At 71.9% G+C, this 18,177-nt stretch carries 17 protein-coding genes; 1 reads left to right on the top strand and 16 read right to left on the bottom strand.

Going from position 1 to position 18,177, the window contains the following annotated elements; all coding sequences use genetic code 11:
• Positions 1-32: 32 nt before the first annotated feature.
• Together NBZ83_RS18350 and pyrR are read right to left on the bottom strand one after the other, a co-directional pair.
• On the bottom strand, positions 33-956 hold the full coding sequence (locus tag NBZ83_RS18350; RefSeq protein ID WP_261569830.1) for an aspartate carbamoyltransferase catalytic subunit: 924 nt from the start codon (positions 954-956) through the stop codon (positions 33-35).
• A gap of 55 nt (positions 957-1,011) precedes the next feature.
• Entirely contained in the window at positions 1,012-1,632 is a 621-nt protein-coding gene (gene pyrR, locus NBZ83_RS18345) for a bifunctional pyr operon transcriptional regulator/uracil phosphoribosyltransferase PyrR (protein WP_308203377.1), read from the bottom strand.
• Positions 1,633-2,060: 428 nt separating this feature from the next.
• Here pyrR and bldD point away from each other — a divergent pair, with 428 nt between their 5' ends.
• Positions 2,061-2,558, top strand: a complete 498-nt coding sequence (gene bldD, locus NBZ83_RS18340; protein WP_009742788.1) for a transcriptional regulator BldD — start codon at positions 2,061-2,063, stop codon at positions 2,556-2,558.
• Positions 2,559-2,832: 274 nt separating this feature from the next.
• On the opposite strand, the gene nusB is transcribed toward bldD, so the two are convergent.
• From nusB to NBZ83_RS18270, 14 genes are all read right to left on the bottom strand, one after another.
• Complete coding sequence (gene nusB, locus NBZ83_RS18335; protein ID WP_498041065.1) at positions 2,833-3,291, bottom strand: transcription antitermination factor NusB; 459 nt, start codon at positions 3,289-3,291, stop codon at positions 2,833-2,835.
• 38 nt (positions 3,292-3,329) lie between these two features.
• A complete protein-coding gene (efp, locus tag NBZ83_RS18330) occupies positions 3,330-3,893 on the bottom strand; it encodes an elongation factor P (RefSeq protein WP_261569831.1) in 564 nt (187 codons plus the stop codon).
• A 216-nt stretch (positions 3,894-4,109) separates the two neighbouring features.
• Positions 4,110-5,225 (bottom strand): 3-dehydroquinate synthase, encoded by a 1,116-nt coding sequence (gene aroB / locus NBZ83_RS18325; RefSeq protein ID WP_261569832.1) that lies wholly within the window; start codon positions 5,223-5,225, stop codon positions 4,110-4,112.
• Between the two features lie 10 nt (positions 5,226-5,235).
• Entirely contained in the window at positions 5,236-5,814 is a 579-nt protein-coding gene (locus tag NBZ83_RS18320; protein WP_261569833.1) for a shikimate kinase, read from the bottom strand.
• Between the two features lie 45 nt (positions 5,815-5,859).
• Entirely contained in the window at positions 5,860-7,044 is a 1,185-nt protein-coding gene (aroC, locus tag NBZ83_RS18315; RefSeq protein WP_261569834.1) for a chorismate synthase, read from the bottom strand.
• Positions 7,045-7,174: 130 nt separating this feature from the next.
• Positions 7,175-7,831, bottom strand: coding sequence for a prepilin peptidase (locus NBZ83_RS18310; RefSeq protein ID WP_261569835.1), 657 nt, complete (start codon positions 7,829-7,831; stop codon positions 7,175-7,177).
• Between the two features lie 22 nt (positions 7,832-7,853).
• Positions 7,854-8,825, bottom strand: a complete 972-nt coding sequence (locus tag NBZ83_RS18305) for a shikimate dehydrogenase (RefSeq protein ID WP_261569836.1) — start codon at positions 8,823-8,825, stop codon at positions 7,854-7,856.
• 145 nt (positions 8,826-8,970) lie between these two features.
• The gene (gene mltG, locus NBZ83_RS18300) at positions 8,971-10,377 is read right to left on the bottom strand and encodes an endolytic transglycosylase MltG (protein ID WP_261569837.1); all 1,407 of its coding nucleotides are present in this window, start codon (positions 10,375-10,377) and stop codon (positions 8,971-8,973) included.
• Positions 10,374-10,889 (bottom strand): Holliday junction resolvase RuvX, encoded by a 516-nt coding sequence (gene ruvX, locus NBZ83_RS18295; protein WP_261569838.1) that lies wholly within the window; start codon positions 10,887-10,889, stop codon positions 10,374-10,376. Before ruvX ends, mltG begins: the two co-directional genes overlap by 4 nt.
• Before the next feature lie 16 nt (positions 10,890-10,905).
• Positions 10,906-13,551 carry an alanine--tRNA ligase gene (alaS, locus tag NBZ83_RS18290; protein WP_261569845.1) on the bottom strand — a complete coding sequence of 882 codons (2,646 nt, stop codon included), beginning with the start codon at positions 13,549-13,551 and terminating at the stop codon, positions 10,906-10,908.
• A gap of 92 nt (positions 13,552-13,643) precedes the next feature.
• On the bottom strand, positions 13,644-13,988 hold the full coding sequence (locus NBZ83_RS18285; protein ID WP_261569839.1) for a hypothetical protein: 345 nt from the start codon (positions 13,986-13,988) through the stop codon (positions 13,644-13,646).
• Positions 13,989-14,510: a DUF948 domain-containing protein gene (locus NBZ83_RS18280; protein WP_261569840.1), complete on the bottom strand. Its 522-nt coding sequence runs from the start codon at positions 14,508-14,510 to the stop codon at positions 13,989-13,991. It lies immediately after the preceding gene.
• 322 nt (positions 14,511-14,832) lie between these two features.
• Positions 14,833-16,314, bottom strand: a complete 1,482-nt coding sequence (locus NBZ83_RS18275; protein WP_261569841.1) for a replication-associated recombination protein A — start codon at positions 16,312-16,314, stop codon at positions 14,833-14,835.
• A 56-nt stretch (positions 16,315-16,370) separates the two neighbouring features.
• Entirely contained in the window at positions 16,371-17,255 is an 885-nt protein-coding gene (locus NBZ83_RS18270) for an MHYT domain-containing protein (protein WP_261575468.1), read from the bottom strand.
• Positions 17,256-18,177 lie beyond the last annotated feature (922 nt).

Genomic DNA, 18,177 nt, shown 5'->3' with positions numbered 1-18,177 from the left:
GGCCGATCCCCCAGCACCGCTCGCACCCGCCGTCATGAGACCTCCCCGGAACCGCCCAGCAGCAGATACAACACGGCCATCCGCACGCTCACCCCGTTCGCGACCTGCTCCACCACGGTCGACCGGGCCGAATCGGCGACCGCGGAGGCAATCTCCATCCCGCGCACCATCGGACCCGGATGCATCACCAGCGCGTGCTCGGGCAGGGTCGCCGCCCGGTCGACGTCCAGCCCGTAGCGACGGCTGTACTCCCGCTCGGTGGGGAAGAACGCCGCCGACATCCGTTCGCGCTGGACCCGCAGCATCATCACCACATCGCTCTTGGGTAGCACCGCGTCAAGGTCGTACGACACCTCGACCGGCCACGAGGAGACACCAAGAGGCAACAGGGTCGGCGGGGCCACCACCGTCACGCTGGCTCCGAGCGTGGTGAGTAGCCACACGTTGGACCGCGCCACGCGGGAATGCAGCACGTCGCCGACGATCGTGACGGCGAGCCCGTCGACCCGACCGAGCCGGCGGCGCATTGTGAAGGCGTCGAGCAGCGCCTGGGTCGGATGCTCGTGGGTGCCGTCGCCGGCGTTGACCACGCTGCCGCGCACCCAGGTCGCCAGCCGGTGCGGCGCGCCGCTGGCGGAATGCCGGCAGACCACCACGTCGGCGCCCATCGCCTCGAGGGTCTGCGCGGTGTCCTTCAGGCTCTCGCCCTTCGACACGCTTGACCCGCGCGCCGAAAAATTGATCACATCTGCCGACAGTCTCTTGGCGGCTACCTCGAAGGACGTGCGGGTGCGGGTGGAATCCTCGAAGAAAAGGTTGACCACAGTGCGGCCCCGCAGGGTCGGCAGCTTGCGGACCGACGCCTCGGCAACCCGCGCCATCCGTTCCGCGGTGTCCAGCACCACCAGCGCGTCGTCCCGGCTGAGATCCTCGGTCGACAGCAGGTGCCCCTTCACTCCCCGACTCCCTTCGCCGCCCGTGCGCGCCCCTGATCGGCATCCGTTCGCCGGCTCACGGCAGCTCTCCCGGGTCCGCCGCGGCGCCGGTCAGGCCGGCTTCGGGCGACACGATGAGCACGCCGTCGGCGCCGTCGATCTCCCGCAGCCGGACGGCCACCGACTCGCGGCGCGAGGTCGGCATGTTCTTCCCGACGTAGTCGGCACGGATTGGCAGCTCGCGGTGACCCCGATCGACCAGGACGGCCAACTGGACCGTGCGGGGGCGGCCGTAGGCGGCCAGCGCGTCGAGCGCGGCGCGCACCGTGCGCCCCGAGTAGAGGACGTCGTCGACGAGGATCACCACCCGGCCGTCGACGCCGCAGTCCGGAATCTCGGTCACCTCCAGTGGCCGAACTCCGCGCAGTCGCAGATCGTCGCGATACATCGTGGGGTCGAGCGAGCCAACGGGAAGATCCACTCCCTCCACGGCGTGTACTCGCTGTGCCAGACGATGTGCGAGGGGTACCCCTCGGGTGGGTACCCCGAGCAGCACCACACCGGCACCACCGGAGGTCTTTTCCAGGATCTGGTGCGCCATCCGGCTGACGATCCGAGTGATGTCGTCGGCGGACAGTACTGTCCGGGCAATGCCGGGACGGCGCGATGCGGGGTCGCTCGCGGCGGCAGAGGCCACGCGGCATCCCTCCTTCCCCGCCTCACGGGACGGTCCTTAAAGGAGCGGTCTCAGCGACGTTACCAGGGCACTCCGGACGAGTGAGGGTCCCGCGGGGACGGCCCGCCGGCATCCGCGCGGCAGCCCGACTCCGTCCGCGCCCGCCCGTTCGCGGACCCGTGCGCATTGTTGCCGCGCCAACTATCATCGCGAAGCCGTGACTGCACGTCACCGGGATCACATGCGCCTGCGCCGGTACGACGATCGGCGGAAGTTCCCTCCGGGCAGGCAGACGGCGCAACCGAAGGGCTACAGAAAGTGGTACAAAGAAAGAAGCGACACGACCCCCCGGGTGTCGAGCCTCAACCCGGTGGGCACTACTATCGGTAACCGCCGGCGGCACGAGCCCCGGTTCCAACTGATCGACCACGACAGGAGTGGGCACTCCGATGTCCGACTATGCGAAGGCGCTCGGTGCTCGGCTGCGCGCGATACGCACCCAGCAGGGGCTCTCGCTTCATGGCGTCGAAGAGAAGTCGCACGGTCGGTGGAAAGCCGTCGTCGTCGGTTCCTACGAACGTGGGGACCGCGCCGTCACCGTACAGCGTCTCTCGGAGCTCGCGGAGTTCTACGGCGTTCCGGTCGGGGAGCTTCTTCCCGAGGGTTCCACCGTCGCGCCGCTGGAGCAGTCTCCGCGGATCGTCCTCGACCTCGAGCGCCTTTCCCAGGTGCCCAAGGAGCAGGGCGGACCGCTCGCGCGATACGCGGCAACCATTCAGAGCCAGCGCGGCGACTACAACGGCCGGGTTCTCTCCATCCGCTACGAGGACCTGCGTTCCCTCGCGGTGATCTACGACACCTCTCCCAGCAAGCTCACCGAGCAGCTCGTCTCGTGGGGCGTGCTGTCCCCCGAGCAGGGCGCGGACGCAACCGCCTCCGACGTCTGAAGTCGAGTCTGACCGCGACGCCGGTGCTTCACCGGCAGCGCATCAACCAGCACCACCAGCCAGACCAGTAAGTCCAGCGTTGCAGCACCATCAGCAGTCTCGTTCGTGGCACTAGCAGCTTCATCTCGATGTAATCGCGGGTCGGCATTCGGGGTCTTCGGCCGGACGCGCGTGGCACACAAGGCAGCCGGGGGTACCCCGGTACGTCGCTTGGGGCGACGTACCGGGCACGCCGATCGCGGCGGGCAGCGCGGCCCAGCCGCGACCCGGTCAGTCAGGACTCCCGGCCCGACCCCGCATCCGGACCCGGCGGGGCCGGCCGGCCGGCCGCCGAGACCTCCTCCACAGCTGGGACCGCCGCTTCGGCTGTCGCCGACGCCGCCCCGACGTCGACCAGACTGCCGAGCAGGCCGTTGACGAACGACGGCGACCGGTCGGTGGAGAGATTCTTCGCCAGTTCCACCGCCTCGTCGATGACGACCCGCGGCGGCACGTCCGGCCGCCACAGCAGCTCCAGCACCGCGATCCGCAGGATGTTGCGATCGACCGGGGGCATGCGCTCCATCGTCCAGCCCTCGGCGTGCCGGCCGATCCAGTCGTTGATCTCCCGCCAATGTTCGACGACGCCCCTGACCAGCCCCTCGGCGTACTCCGAGACGGGTGGGTCGGCCTGGGCGCGCCGAGCGGTGAGGATCTCCAGAACGCCGACGCCGCGGACATCCGCCTCGAACAGGATGTCCAGCGCGCGCTTGCGGGCCTTGGACCTGGCGCTCAGCTCGTCACCCGGCCAAGATAACGGCCGTCGCGGGTGTCGACCTTGACCTTCTCGCCGGTCGTGATGAACAGCGGCACGTTGATCGTCGCGCCCGTTTCCAGGGTCGCGGGCTTCGTGCCGCCGGTCGAGCGGTCGCCCTGCACACCCGGGTCGGTCTGGGCGATGGTGAGCTCGACGCTGGCAGGCAGCTCCACGTAGAGCGGGGCGCCGTCGTGCAGCGCGACGGTGGCGACGGTGTTCTCCAGCATGTAGTCGGCGGTCGTGCCGACGACGTTCGGCGGGATCGGGATCTGGTCGTAGGACTCGCTGTCCATGAAGACGAACTCGGCGCCGTCCCGGTAGAGGTAGGTCATCTCGCGCCGGTCCACGGTCGCGACCTCGACCTTGATGCCGGCGTTGAAGGTGCGGTCGACGACCTTCCCGGTGAGCACGTTCTTCAGGGTCGTGCGGACGAACGCCCCGCCCTTACCCGGCTTGACGTGCTGGAAGCCGACGACGTTCCACAACACCCCGTCGATGTCGAGCGTCATGCCGTTCTTCAGGTCGTTGCTGGTCGCCACTGCGCGCCTTCTCCGTTCGGTTACGTGCCTGCACGACGGATCATCGTCGTGCGCAAGCCTAGAGTCATCGGGTCGCACGCGCCGCGGCGACCCTCACCGGCCCTGACCACTCGCCCGGGACCGGTGCCGGTCCCTGTGCGGCGGCGATCAGCCAGGCCGCGGACAAGTCTACCGAGCCCGGCGCCCGCGCCGTCCCAGGGCGGGCCGGCGGTGCGGTCAGGGTGCGTCGGGCAGCGACAGGCCATCGGGAGCGACCGCCGTGAACGCGGCGATCAGCAGGCCGACATCCGGATCGTCGAGGATGACGGTCTCGCCCTGGGCGGCGAGGCCGATGAAGCGCAGCCGCCGACCGCGGGACTTCTTGTCCACCCGCATCGCGTCGAGCAGCGCCGGCCACCGGTCACCGCGGTAGGCCACCGGCAGGCCGATGCGGGTCAGCAGGTCGCGATGCCGGTCGGCGACGGCGTCGTCGAGACCGGCGACGAGCCGGGACAGTTCCGCCGAGAACACCATGCCCACCGAGATCGCGGCGCCGTGCCGCCAGCTGAAGTTCTCGACCTTCTCGATCGCGTGGCCGAGAGTATGGCCGTAGTTGAGGATCTCCCGGCGGCCGGCCTCGCGAGGGTCGCCGGAGACGACGTCGGCCTTGACTCGAATGGACCGTTCGATCAGCTCGGGCAGGTGCGCGGCACCCGTGGGGTCGGCGTCGAGCAGGTCGAGGATGGTGGCGTCGGCGATGAACCCGGTCTTGACCACCTCGGCGAGCCCGGCGCGAACCTCCACGGCCGGCAGCGTGGACAGTGCAGCGAGGTCGCACAGCACCGTCAGCGGCTGGTGGAACGCCCCGACGAGGTTCTTGCCCGCGTCGATGTCGATGCCGGTCTTACCGCCGACGGCCGCGTCGACCATCCCGAGCACGGTGGTCGGCACCTGCACGATGTCCACTCCGCGCAGCCAGCTCGCGGCGACGAACCCGGCCAGGTCGGTCACGGTGCCGCCGCCGAGACCGATGATCACGTCGTCGCGGGTGAAGCCGATCCGGCCGAGGACGTCCCAGCAGAAGCCGGCGATCCGCAGCTGCTTGGCCTCTTCGCCGTCGGGCACCTCGATCGCGTGCGCCTCGACCCCCGCACTCGCCCGCAGGTCCGCGACGACGGCGTCCGCGGTGGCCCGCAGCGCCGTCGGATGGATCACCGCGGCGCGGGTCCGCCCGGCGACCGTCTCCGCGAGATCACCGAGCAGCCCCTCACCGAGCACCACGTCATAGGCCCGCTCGCCGCCGGGGTGGACCGGGATCCGCACGACGTTGGACACCTTCGCCTGCACACTCACCGTGAAATCCTCACTGCGCCGAATTCGTGACGGCCGACGACGCCGGCAGCGCGGGTAGCTCCGCCAGTGCGGCGGCGACCAGATCAGCGACCTCCTCCGGCTCGCGGCCGGCGGTGTCGACGACGACCGCCGCCACCTGCGCGTACAGCGACTGGCGGGCCTTGAGCAGGGCGGCGAGCCGGGCACGTGGCCCCTCGACGAGCAGCGGCCGATCGCGCGCGAGGCCGACGCGGCGCACCGCGTCGGACACTCCGACCTCCAGGTAGACGACCCGGTGACCGACGAGCAGCGCCCGGGTGGCGGCGTCGAGCACCGCCCCGCCGCCCAGGGCGACGATCCCGCGGTGCTCGGCGAGCGCGGCTGCCACCGCCCGCGACTCCGCGGCCCGGAAGTACTCCTCGCCGAACTCGATGAAGATGTCGGCGACGCTGCGGCCGAGCTCCGTCTCCACGTCCGCGTCGGTGTCGCGGAACTCGACACCCCACCGCTGCGCGAGCCGGGTTCCCACCGTCGTCTTGCCCGCGCCGGGCGCGCCGACCAGGACCGCACGCGGCCCGGCCGGCCCCGCCTGCGCCGCCTTCCCAACCATGATCCTGTTACCTCGTCTGCATTTCTCGCATCAGCAGTTCTCGCATCAGCGAATCACCAGGGACTTCAGGTACCCCTCGCAGTTACGCCGGGTCTCCTCCACGGAGTCACCGCCGAACTTCTCCAGGGCCGCGTCGGCGAGCACGAGCGCGACCATCGCCTCGGTGACGACGCCCGCGGCAGGCACCGCGCACACGTCCGACCGCTGGTTGATCGCTACCGCCGCCTCGCCGGTGGTCACGTCCACGGTGGACAGCGGCCGGGTGAGTGAGGAGATCGGCTTCATCGCCACGCGGACCCGCAGAGGCTCGCCGGTGGTCATGCCGCCCTCGACGCCGCCGGCCCGGTCGGTGGCGCGCCGCACGCGCCGGCCCGCGCCGCCGACCGGCTCGATCTCGTCGTGCGCCACCGAGCCACGCCGCCGCGCGGTGGTGAACCCGTCGCCGAACTCGACGCCCTTGATCGCCTGGATGCCCATGAGCTCCCCGGCAAGGCGTGCGTCGAGGCGGCGGTCGCCGTGCACGTAGCTGCCGAGACCCGGCGGGCAGCCGTAGGCCAGCACCTCGACGATGCCCCCGAGGGTGTCGGAGTCGGCCTGGGCCGCATCGATCTCGGCGACCATCCGCACGCTGGTCGCCTGGTCGGCGCAGCGGACCGGGTCGGCGTCGACCGCCGTAAGCGAGGTGGGCGCGGGCAGGCCCGGCGGGACCTCGGCCGCGCCGATCGCGACGACGTGGGAGAGGATCTCGATGCCGTACGCTTGGCGCAGCAGCGCCTTGGCCGCGGTGCCGAGCGCGACTCTCGCGGCCGTCTCACGGGCACTGGCCCGCTCCAGCACCGGGCGGGCGTCGTCGAAGCCGTACTTCTGCATGCCGGCGAGGTCGGCGTGGCCGGGCCGGGGCCGGGTAAGCGGGGCGTTGCGACCCAGGCCCGCCAGCGTGGCGGGGTCGACCGGGTCGGGCGACATGACCCGTTCCCACTTCGGCCACTCGCTGTTGCGGATGACGACACTGATCGGACCGCCAAGCGAGACGCCGTGGCGCAGGCCGCCGAGCAGTTCGACCGCGTCGCGCTCGAAGCTCATCCGCGCCCCGCGGCCGTGCCCGAGGCGCCGGCGGGCGAGCTCCGCGGCGATGTCGTCACTGGTCACGCGAATACCCGCCGGCAGCCCCTCAACCGTGGCCACCAGGGCGGGACCGTGCGACTCCCCGGCAGTCAACCAACGCACCATGCCGTCCAGTCTTTCACGAGCACCCGATGTTGCACCTTGCACCGGGAGCATGGTCACGTCCGTCGCCGCCGAGGCCGATGTGGTGACACCCTCGCCTCCCCCGCGGCGGCCCCGAACCACCGGCCGTCGATCACCCGCCCCCGACCAGGATGGCGAGCAGGGCTCCGGCCAGCAGGAACGGTCCATACGCAAGGTGGTCGTGCCAGCCGACCCGGCGGGCGGCGAGCAATACGAGCGCCCCCACCCCACCGAGGACCATTCCGGCGAACATCCCGAACACCACACTCGGCCAGCTCAGCCAGCCCAGCGCCCCACCGAGCAGACCGACGAGCTTGACGTCGCCCCGGCCGAGGCCGGAGCCCGGCAGCCGGTGCAGCGTCAGGAAGACCAACCAGCAGGCGGTGCCGGCGAGCACGGCTCGCAGCAGGCGGACCGGCGTGTCGTCGACCAGCGCGGCGGCCCCGAACAACGCGACCAGCACCGGGTAGGCCGGCAGCACCAGATGGTCGGGCAGCCGGTGCACCCGCACGTCGATCGCAGCCAGCCACACTCCAACCACACTGAGATACAAATAAGCCGGTAACCAGCCAGGATGGCGGTGCAGAACGATGGTCACCGCGGCCGCCACCGCCGCCGTCCCGATCCCCAGGGCCGCCGCCCCGGGGGCGCCACGACGTGGCTCGCCGCCGTCGGGCGGGGGCACCCCGGCCACGACCCGGTGCCCGACCGGCACCCCGATCACGAGCGCCACCAGCGCGATCAGCACGCTGAGCCCGATCTCGCCCACCGCTAGGCCTGTCTTCCGAACATCACCCGCCGGTCAGGCCGACACGGTCGGTGTCGGAGTCGACGGCGATCTTCGCACTCGCGCGTTCATCGAGGGCGGCCTGGCCGGCGGTCAGGAGGACCCCGGCGGGAACGCGACGGCCGGTGAAATGCTCGACCTGCCCGACGGCCTGCCCGGCGAGGATCTCCAGGCCGCTGACGACGCGAGCGCCGGCCCGATATGCGGCGGCGGCAAGCGCGGTCGGCCACGGGTGGTAGAGCAGCTCGACGAGCTGGCTGGAACCCGGCCAGCGGCGGGTCGCGAGGGGGTCGGTCGCGCCGGCCGGGGTGGTGGCGATGACGAGGTCGGGCCCGGGGGGCAGACCGGTGGCAAGCAGCTCCCAGGGCAGCGCCGTCACTTCGATGCCGAGGCGGGCGCCGATCCGGGCCACCTCCGCGACCGCCTCGGGACGGCGGGCGACCACGGCGACGTGCGGGCAGCCGGCGGCGGCGACGGCGGCGACGGCGGCGCGGGCGGTGCCGCCGGCGCCGAGGATGAGCGGCTGGCCGGGTACCGCACCACGCATGACCCGGCGCAGGGCGACGCCGATACCCACGATGTCGGTGTTGTAGCCGTGCAGCCGCCCGGCCTCCCCGACGACGACCGTGTTGACCGCCCCGATCGCCGCGGCCGTCGGGTCGACCTCGTCGAGCAGGTCCAGGGCGACCGTCTTGAGCGGCATGGTCAGGGACAGACCGACCCAGCTCGGGTCGGACCGGACCCGGTCCAGCATCGCCGGCAGGTCGGGCGTGTCACAGTGGATGGCCGTGTAGGTGACGGCGAGGCCGAGCTCCGCGTACGCGGCCGCGTGCAGCACGGGCGAGAGCGAATGGTCCACCGGAGCGCCGAGCACCGCGGCGCGGGCCGGATGCGTGGGCGTCGCCGCGGCGGCGACGGTCGCCGGCCGCTGCGGCTCCGGCCCCGCGCCCACGCCGCCCAGTTGGGTCTCCCGCACCACGTGGCCTCCCGCCTGATCCAGGGACGTCCGGGTACGGCCGAACGCGCCGGATCGCCTGCCGGCCGCCGTGCCGGTCCGACGCCGCCTCTTGTCGTCCACACCTGTCGCCATGTCGTACACACCGCCCGCCCGGGGCTGCCGTCTACTCCTTACCGCCCTCGGTGAGGTACTGCGCCCGCAGCGCCGCCCACTCCGCGTCGGTCGCGGCGAAGCGCGTCACCTTGCTCTGGGGCATGGACACGAAATACAACCATGACCCGGCGGCAGGTTCCAGAGCGGATTTCAGCGCCCAGATCCCCGGGTTGGAGATCGCACCCGGCGGCAGACCGGCCACCGCCCGCGTGTTGTACGGGTTGGCCTTGTTGAGCTGGCCCTTTGTCAGCGGACCTTCGTACTCGTCTTCGGCGTAGCGGGTGGTGGAGTCCATGTCGAGACGGCGGAAGCGCCCGGTGGTGTCGTGCAGCCGGTTGTAGATCACGCAGGCGACCTGCGGCCCCTCGCTGGCGTTCGCGACCTCCTTCTCGACGATCGAGGCGATGGTCACGATCTCGGCCGGCTTGACCCCGATCGCGGCGGCCTTGGTCTCCAGGCCGATCGACGCCGCCTCCTTCTTGAAGCGGGTGACGAAGGAGGTCAACAGCTGGACCGGGGTGGCGCCGGGGTCCAGGTCGTAGGTCGACGGGAACAGGTAGCCCTCCAGCGTCGGCGCGTAGGACGGCACGCCGAGCTGGGCGGGGGAACGGGCGATCGCCTCCAGCTCGCTCAACGGCGTGCCGAGCCGCTCGTGCAGGCCCTTGAGCACCTGGCGGACGGTCATGCCCTCCTTGATGACGAACTTGAACGGCGCGGAGGACGCCGGATCGAGCAATGCAGCGAGGGCCGCCTCGGCACTCATCCGGCTGCGCAGCCGGTAGGTGCCCGGCTGGATGCCCAGCGACTTGGGGTTGGCGGACGCGGCCTTGACGAACGCCGAGACGGACGCGGTCACGTCCGCGTCCTGCAGCTCCACGGCGATCTGGCGGGCGGTGGCGCCGTCGGGGACCTGGACCACGGCGATGCCCTCACCCATACCGGTGTAGTCGGCGCTGGTGGAGCTGCCGCCGGAGACCCGGCCGATGACCTTGCCGATCCCGAAGATGGCGACGCCGACCAGGACGGCGACGACGAGGAGGACGGCGATCAGCTTCGGCAGCGCCCGGCCGCGGCGATCCTCGTCGCCGTCGTCGTCCCAGCCGCCGCCCCAGTCCTCGGCGTCGTCCTGCGGCTCGTGGCCGCCGGCGCCGCGGTGGTCCCGCCGACGGTCGCCGCCGCGCCGGTCACCGCGGGAGTCGACCCGGGAGTCGACCCGGGGGTCGCGGTCGTGCAGGTCGTCGGCGTACCCCTCGGCGGCATAGCCGTCCTCGGGATAGCCGTCCTCGGGATGCCGGCCGTCGGGGCCCCGATCGGCCTGGCGGCGGTCGGCGGCTCGGCGGTCGGCGTGTCCGGAGGAGCGGCGGCCACGGCGATAGGGATCCTCGTCGAGCATCTCGTCGAGGTTGCCGCCCGTCACCTCGAGTCCGGAGGGAAGGCCTCCGTAAACCCGGGCACGCCACCACGCCGACGGCGGCTGTCCAGGTCGTGCTGCAGGATCTGCACGGCTGCCTCCTGATCCACGAGACTGCGGCGGGCGCGGGAACGAACGCCACGCTCGGCCATTCTGCGATGAGCCGCAACCGTGGTGAGCCGCTCGTCCACGAACCGCACGGGGACAGGGGCGATCCGCTCGGCGAGTACCTCGACGTACCGCCGGACCACCCGGACCGCCTGGCCCTCCTGCCCGGACATTTGCCTGGGCAGGCCCACCACGACCTCTACAGCCTGCCTGTCACGGGCGATCTGGACAAGCTGCTCGATGTCCGCATTATGGCGCTTGTCCCTGGCGAGGGTCGTGACGGGCACCGCGAGGACGCCGCCGGGGTCGCTGGCCGCGACCCCGACCCGCACGGAGCCGACATCGACTCCGATGCGCACCCCCGGCCGAATGTCCGGCTCCTGCCCGGGACCACCCACCGGACCGCTCACCGGGTCCGCCGGCTGCTCACCGGGCGGCGAGGTCGGCTACCAGCCCACGCAGCTTCGCGAAGACGGCCGGGATCATCTCGGGGTTCCCGCCGCCGCCCTGGGCGATGTCGGGCTTGCCGCCGCCCTTGCCGCCCAGGCTCGCCCAGGAACCGCGGACCAGGTCGCCGGCGCGCAGCCCCGCCGACCGGGCGCCGGCGTCGGTCACCACGACGATCGACGAACCGTCCGCGGTGACCACGGCGACGACCGCCGGCCGCCCGGCGAGGCGCCCGCGCACGTCCATCGCCAGCAGCCGCACGTCGTCGGGCGCGGTGCCGACGGGCACCTCCGCGGTGACGACGGCGACGCCGCCGACGTCCTCGGCGCCGTCGGCGAGCGTCCCGGCGCCGGCGAGCACCGCGGCGGCCCGCAGCCGGTCCAGCTCCCGCTCGGCGTCGCGCAGCCGGCCGACGATGTCGCTGACGCGGTCGGCCAGCTCATCAGGGCGGGCCTTGAGCGCGGTGGACAACTGGGAGACCAGCAGGTGCTCCCGGGCGAGGTAGCGGAACGCGTCGATGCCGACGAGCCCCTCCACCCGGCGGGTCCCGGCAGAGATCGACGACTCCGACAGCAGCTTGACCGCGCCGAGCTGGGCGGAGCTGGCGACGTGCGTACCACCGCACAGCTCGCGGGCGTAGTCGCCGACGTCGACGACGCGCACGGCGTCGCCGTACTTCTCCCCGAACAGCGCCATCGCGCCGAGCCGGCGGGCCTCCTCCTGCGTCGTGACGAACGCGTGGACCGGCAGGTCCCGCAGGGCGACCTCGTTGATCTCGTCCTCGACGTCGGCGAGGACCGACGGCGCGACGGCGCCGAGGGCGTGGAAGTCGAAGCGCAGCCGGCCCGGGGAGTTCAGCGACCCGGCCTGGGTCGCCCCCTCCCCCAGCGCCCGGCGGAACGCGGCATGCACGAGGTGAGTGGCGGTGTGTGAACGGGAGACCGCCCGGCGGCGACCTTCGTCGACCTCGGCCTGCACCCGGTCGCCCAGGCGCAGTTCCCCCGAGCGCACCCGCACCCGGTGCAGGACCAGCTCCGGCACGGGCCGCTGCACGTCGAGGACCTCGACCTCGCCGCCGTCGAAGCGCAGCAGGCCGAAATCGGGCTCCTGGCCGCCGCTCTCCGCGTAGAAGGGGGTCGTGTCGAGGACGACTCCGACCTCGTCGCCTTCCCCGATGACCTCGAGCCCGGCGCCGTCGGCGATACCGACGAGACCGACGACGCCGGACTCACGGGTCAGCTCCTCGTAGCCGGTGAACGTCGTCGGGCCGGAGCGGGCCAGGATCGGGCGGAACGCGGACAGGTCGACGTTGCCGATGCGCCGCGAGGCCCGGTCGGCCTTCGCGGTCTGGCGCTGGCGCTCCATCAGCCGGCGGAACCCGGCCTCATCGACCGACAGACCCGCCTCGGCGGCCATCTCCAGCGTCAGGTCGATCGGGAAGCCGTAGGTGTCGTGCAGCTTGAACGCCTCATCACCGCCGAGGGTCGCCGAGCCGGCCGAGCGGACCTGCCGCACCGCGGTGTCGAAGATCGTGGTGCCGGTGCGCAGCGTCTCGGCGAACGACGCCTCCTCCGCGACGGCCACCCCGGTGATCGTCTCGGCGTTGTCGACGAGCTCCGGGTAGATCGGGCCCATCGCCGCGCCGACGACGCCGAACAGCTCGGCCATGACCGGCTCACGGGCCCCGAGCAGCCGGGCATCGCGCACCGCGCGGCGCAGCAGGCGGCGCAACACGTAGCCGCGGCCCTCGTTGGAGGGCACGACGCCGTCGGCGATGAGCATCGCCGCGGTGCGGGTGTGGTCGGCCACGACGCGAAGCCGCACGTCGTCAGCCGGGTCGGCGCCGTAGCGGCGGCCGGTGAGCCGGCCGGCGGCGTCGAGCACCGGACGGGAGATGTCGATCTCGTAGAGGTTGTCGACGCCCTGCAGGATCGTCGCCATCCGCTCCAGGCCCATGCCCGTGTCGATGTTGCGGGCGGGCAGCTCGCGCAGGATCGGGTAGTCGTACCCGGCCCCCTCGCCCCGCTCGAACTGCATGAACACGAGGTTCCAGACCTCGAGGTAACGCTCCTCGTCGGCGATCGGGCCGCCCTCGCGCCCGTACGCCGAGCCCCGGTCGAAGTAGATCTCGCTGCACGGCCCGCACGGACCGGGCACGCCCATCGACCAGAAGTTGTCCTCCTTGTCGCGGCGCTGGATGCGCTCGGCGGGCAGCAGGTCCAGCCAGATCCGCTCGGCCTCGTCGTCGTCGAGGTAGACCGTGGCCCACAGGTCGTCCGGTTTGAACCCGAACCCGTCGACAAGCAGCTCGAAGGCGAACGGGATCGCCTCGGCCTTGAAATAGTCGCCGAAGGAGAAGTTGCCGCACATCTGGAAGAACGACGCGTGCCGGGCGGTGCGGCCGACGTTTTCGATGTCGACGGTGCGCACACACTTCTGCACGCTGGTGGCCCGCGGCCACGGCGTCGCCAGATCCCCGAGGAAGTAGGGCTTGAACGGCACCATCCCGGCGTTGACCAGCAGCAGCGTCGGGTCCTGAGCAACCAGCGAAGCGCTCGGAACGACGGTGTGCCCACGCTGGGCGAAGTGGTTGAGAAAGCGGCTGCGGATCTCGGCCGTGTCCATCGGGTTCACATCGTCCAGACTCATGGGAGGAGGGGCGTCATCCTGGGGTGGGCGGCGCTGCTGCTGCCACCGCCCGTGCGGCCGCCGCGCAGTCAGGGCCGGCGGGCACCCGGGACCAACCGCATGGTGCGCTCGGCGTCGTCGAGGTTGTCCGGGTAGCCGGCCGCACCGGCCGCACCCGGACCAGCGGCGCCGGCGCCGGCACCGGAGGGCTCGGAAGGATCGTCGTCCGGGTCGCGGTCGAGGCCGAGAGCAACACGGATCTCCTCCTCCCGCTCCGCCGCCGCCTCACGCACGTCCGCGAGGAACTCCTGTACCGACTGTACGAGAGATCCGGCCAGGCTCGTCGGAGTAAGCGCCGCCGCGGCCTTCGCCGCCCGGCGCACCACGACGACGCCGGCCGCGGCGCCGAAGGCCAGATAGAAGATCCTGGACATCTAGTGGCCTCCCCGGCGGCCCTCGGTCGCCCCGGCGACCGAGGGCAGACCGGCGTCGTCGGCGCCCGTGCGCCGGGCCGCCTTATCTGCCTTGCCTGCCTTGTCCGCCTTCATCTGCGACTTCACTCGCGACTCGACCTCGGACCGGGTGCGCTTGGTCGCGGCCTGACGCACGCCATAGCTGAGGGCGGCCACCCGCACCATCGGACCGCCGAGCGTCGCGGCGAACAGCGACGTCAGCGAGGAGACATTCGTCGTGATCGACTGCACGTTCGCCGTGATCGCGTCGACTCGGTCCAGCTCCTTGTTCACATGGGCGAGTGCCACGTTGACCTCGTCGACCGTCGCTCCGGCCTGCCTGACCCGGGCAGTTCCCTCGTCGATGGCGGCACCGGTCTGGCGCACACGCGCCGCCGCCTCGTCGAAGATCTTGCCGAGTTTGAGCAGGACGAAACAGCCGAAGAGGGCGAGCACTGCGAACGCGCCCGACGCGATCAGGCCCGCGACCGCTCCACCGGACATATGTGCTCCTGCCTCCATCGTCGATTGGGCCGGTCCCACCCCACCCGATCCGGCACGCCGTGCCACGCCGCGGTCCGCCACGAGGCCCTCGGTCGCCGAGGGCTCGCGACCCGCGCGGGACACCGCCGCCGGTGGCCGCGAAACCCGCCGACCGCAACCGCGGTGACCGTGGACGCCGCGGGCGCCACCTCGGTGACGCCCTCGTGTGACCTTACCGAGGCAGCCGCAGGGGTCGCGGGTAACCCCCGCCGCCCGGCCTGGGGCACAGACCCCTGGCCAGGACGTATCTCAGGCGGCACAACGGTGGTTGCGAGGCCGGCGCTCAGCCGGCCGGTCCCGACGGCGCCGTGCCAGGCGCCATGTCGGACTCGCCGTGGGGCCCGGAGTCGGCCCCGGTGGCGGGCGTGCCACGGACGGTGGCTCGTAGCTCGCGCAGGCGTTCGGTGGCCCGGCGCTCGAAGCCGTTGCCGCCGGGCAGGTAGTAGTCCGTGCCGGTCAGCCCGTCGGGCGGGTACTGCTGACGGACGACCCCGCCTGGGACGTCGTGCGGGTAGCGGTACCCGGCCCCGCTGCCGGCCCGGGTGGCCCCCTGATAATGGGCGTCGCGCAGGTGCGCCGGCACCGGGCCGGCCCGGCCGGCACGCACATCGGCGGTAGCGGCCTCGATCGCCCGGATCACCGCGTTCGACTTCGGCGCCAGGGCGAGGTGGATGACCGCTTGGGCGAGTGCCAGCCGCGCCTCCGGCAGCCCGACCAGGTCGAGCGCCTGCCCGGCGGCGACCGCGACGCCCAGCGCCCCGGGATCGGCCATGCCCACGTCCTCGCTGGCCAGAATGATCATGCGGCGGGCGATGAACCGAGGGTCCTCGCCCGCCTCCAGCATCCGGGCAAGGTAATGCAGCGCGGCATCGGCGTCGCCGCCGCGCATCGACTTGATGAACGCGCTGATCACGTCGTAGTGCTGGTCACCGGACCGGTCGTAGCGCACGGCCGCTCGGTTGACGGCCTGCTCTAGCACGTCCACGTCGAGCCGTGCCACCGCCCGGGCATGCCCGTCCCCGTCCGCCTCCCCGGTTGCGGCGAGGTCGGCGAGGAGGGCCTCGGCGCCCGCTTCCAGGACGGTCAACGCGCGGCGGGCGTCCCCGCCGGCGAGGCGGACCACGTGCGCACGGGCCTCGTCGGTCAGTGCCAACCGGCCGGCGTACCCGCGCGGGTCGTGCAGGGCCCGGTCGAGCACGCCGCGGATGTCGTCGTCGGTGAGCGGTTCGAGGGTGAGCAGCAGTGATCGGGACAGCAACGGGCTGACCACGGAGAAGAACGGGTTCTCGGTGGTGGCCGCGACCAGGGTGACCCAGCCGAGCTCCACCGACGGAAGCAGAGCGTCCTGCTGGGTGCGGGTGAAGCGGTGGACCTCGTCGATGAACAGCACGGTCCGCGCGCCGACGGCCGAGCGGGCGGCACGGGCCTCGTCGATGACGGCGCGAACGTCCTTCACCCCTGCCGTCACGGCGGACAACTCCCGGAACCGCCGGCCGGTGGCGCGGGAGACGATGTGGGCCAGGGTGGTCTTCCCCGTCCCGGGCGGCCCCCAGAGGATCACCGAGGTCGTCCCGCCGCCCTCGACCAGCCGGCGCAGGGGGCTGCCCGCGCCGAGCAGGTGGCGCTGGCCGACGACCTCGTCCAGGTGCCGCGGCCGCAGCCGCGCCGCGAGTGGGGCCGGGCCGGCGACCTCGGCGCTGCGCACGTCCCCCGCCGGCGGTGCGGCGTCCTCGCCGAACAGGTCCGCGGTATCGAACAGGCTCACCGGCTCACCGTACGACCGCGACCGGCTCCAGCACGCGCCCGAACCGGACGAGGCGCTCAGCTGGAGCGGGTCTGCGACTCCGAGGTGGGTGGGCGGCTCCAGACGGGGACCGGCGAGGCGGGGCGGCGGTGGCGGCTGCTCTCGCGGGCCACCGTGAACGAACCGGACTCGGTGACGCCGCCCATGGCCGCGAAGATGACCACCGCCAGCACCGAGAAGGCGATCACGCAGACGATCGGGGCGAGGGAGATCGGATCGGTGCCCGCCGTCTCCTGCTCGCCAGCCCCGGCCTGAACCTGGGTGGCGGCCATCGCCGTGTAGTGCATACCGCTGACCGCCGCCGCCATGACCAGGGAGGCGGCGACCACGTGCCGGCCGGTGCGTACCCGGAACGCGATCCACAGCGCCGCGAGTGCCGCGGCCACCGCGATGAGCACGGACAGCACGACGATTCCGTGCCGGTACGTCACGATCCCGCCGACGTGCATCGCGGCCATGCCGGTGTAATGCATCGCGGCAATCCCCAGGCCGGAGACCACGCCGCTGAGCGCGAGCCAGCCGATGCTCTGTTGATGGCGTGCCACGAGGGTGAGTCCCAGCGCCGAGACCGCCACGGCAATCAGCAGCGAGACCCCGGTCAGCGGCAGGCCGTACCGCAGGTCAAGGCCGTCGACGCGATAGCCGATCATCCCGATGAAATGCATGGACCAGATCGCGCCGCCGCCGAGGGAGAGCGCGGCCGCGAGAGTCCAGCGAATCCGGGCTGCGCCCTGCGATAGGGGGATCCTGATCGCGCTCACCAGCGCGGCGAAGGATCCCACTACGGCGAGCCCGATGGACACCACGACGAACAGAACATCCTGGCTCGCATGCTGATGGACGGCCTGCGCGACGATCACATGTTCCCCCTTGAAGCGACCGGAGATCACCACATTTAACATGTGTCCCATCGAAAGCCAAAATTATCCTGAAAGCAACCGACACGTCACACACACCGCTTCGATGACGAAAGCCGAACTATGCGGATCTATCGGGCATGGTCGAGGCAGGCCCCGCCAGGGTGACGGAGGCTGTCGCCCCACGATGTCTCCAGCGGCATCGGGATGGCACGACCGAACCATCCGGGGCCACGGAGCTGCATAGACAACCCGCCACCGGCCCGCCGCCCCGGGTCGAAGACCGCCCTCGGCGGTGGGGTCCGGCCCCGGTCACCCCACGCCCGGCCGGACAACAGCCGGATACGCAACCGACATCCGGGGTGGCCACCAAGCAAAAAAGTTCCCCTGCCGGCTCCGCGCCCGGGTTCCACCGGTGACCCTCGACGGGACGTGCATTTCCGCGAACCCGCAGCCCCCGCGATCCGAGCGACCGGAAAACGGCACCCTACGCCGAGCCGGCCCTTTTCCCTCGACCACGCTCGGATCACAAAGAGCCGTGTCCACGCCTTGACAAGGACCCGATAGCACCCGACCCTCGCGCGCCAGCTGGAACTCTCTACGAGGAGACCACGTTTTCATTTTCGCGGGACAACGCCCTCCCAATGGGGCGCGTGTATGGTTCAGGTAGTCGGTTTATCTTCTCGTGCGGCTCCCACCGCCACCGCGGGTGGGTGGCGGTGGGCGGAGACGAGCGATGCCGGTACATAACCCCGCCGTTCACGGCGTCGGTAAAGAACTTTGGCGGCGATGCCCGACGCCTCCACCGCACGACGTCGACCGGCGGGAATGCGGCCCGAAGGCGCACCTGGCGCACCGGTCCGCACCCATTTCCGTCCCCGGCGGCCGTGGTCACGAGTATCGGTCGGCGACGTACCACGCGTCGGATCGACCGATCGACGACGGCGCCGACCGAGCCCACCCCCGG

The sequence above is a fragment of the Frankia gtarii genome (assembly GCF_025403375.1).
GTDB classification, from domain to species: Bacteria; Actinomycetota; Actinomycetes; order Frankiales; family Frankiaceae; genus Frankia; species Frankia gtarii.
Note: the sequence above shows the minus strand (reverse complement) of the source record. Positions and strands in the feature narration are given on the sequence as shown.

Excerpts from the sequence above, each read along its gene's own strand:
- aroC (WP_261569834.1), bottom strand. The coding sequence starts at position 7,044 with ATGGTGCGTTGGTTGACTGCCGGGGAGTCGCACGGTCCCGCCCTGGTG.
- alaS (WP_261569845.1), bottom strand. The coding sequence starts at position 13,551 with ATGGACACGGCCGAGATCCGCAGCCGCTTTCTCAACCACTTCGCCCAG.
- NBZ83_RS18280 (WP_261569840.1), bottom strand. The coding sequence starts at position 14,510 with ATGTCCGGTGGAGCGGTCGCGGGCCTGATCGCGTCGGGCGCGTTCGCA.
- NBZ83_RS18285 (WP_261569839.1), bottom strand. The coding sequence starts at position 13,988 with ATGTCCAGGATCTTCTATCTGGCCTTCGGCGCCGCGGCCGGCGTCGTC.
- NBZ83_RS18270 (WP_261575468.1), bottom strand. The coding sequence starts at position 17,255 with ATGTTAAATGTGGTGATCTCCGGTCGCTTCAAGGGGGAACATGTGATC.
- NBZ83_RS18320 (WP_261569833.1), bottom strand. The coding sequence starts at position 5,814 with ATGGTTGGGAAGGCGGCGCAGGCGGGGCCGGCCGGGCCGCGTGCGGTC.
- bldD (WP_009742788.1), top strand. The coding sequence starts at position 2,061 with ATGTCCGACTATGCGAAGGCGCTCGGTGCTCGGCTGCGCGCGATACGC.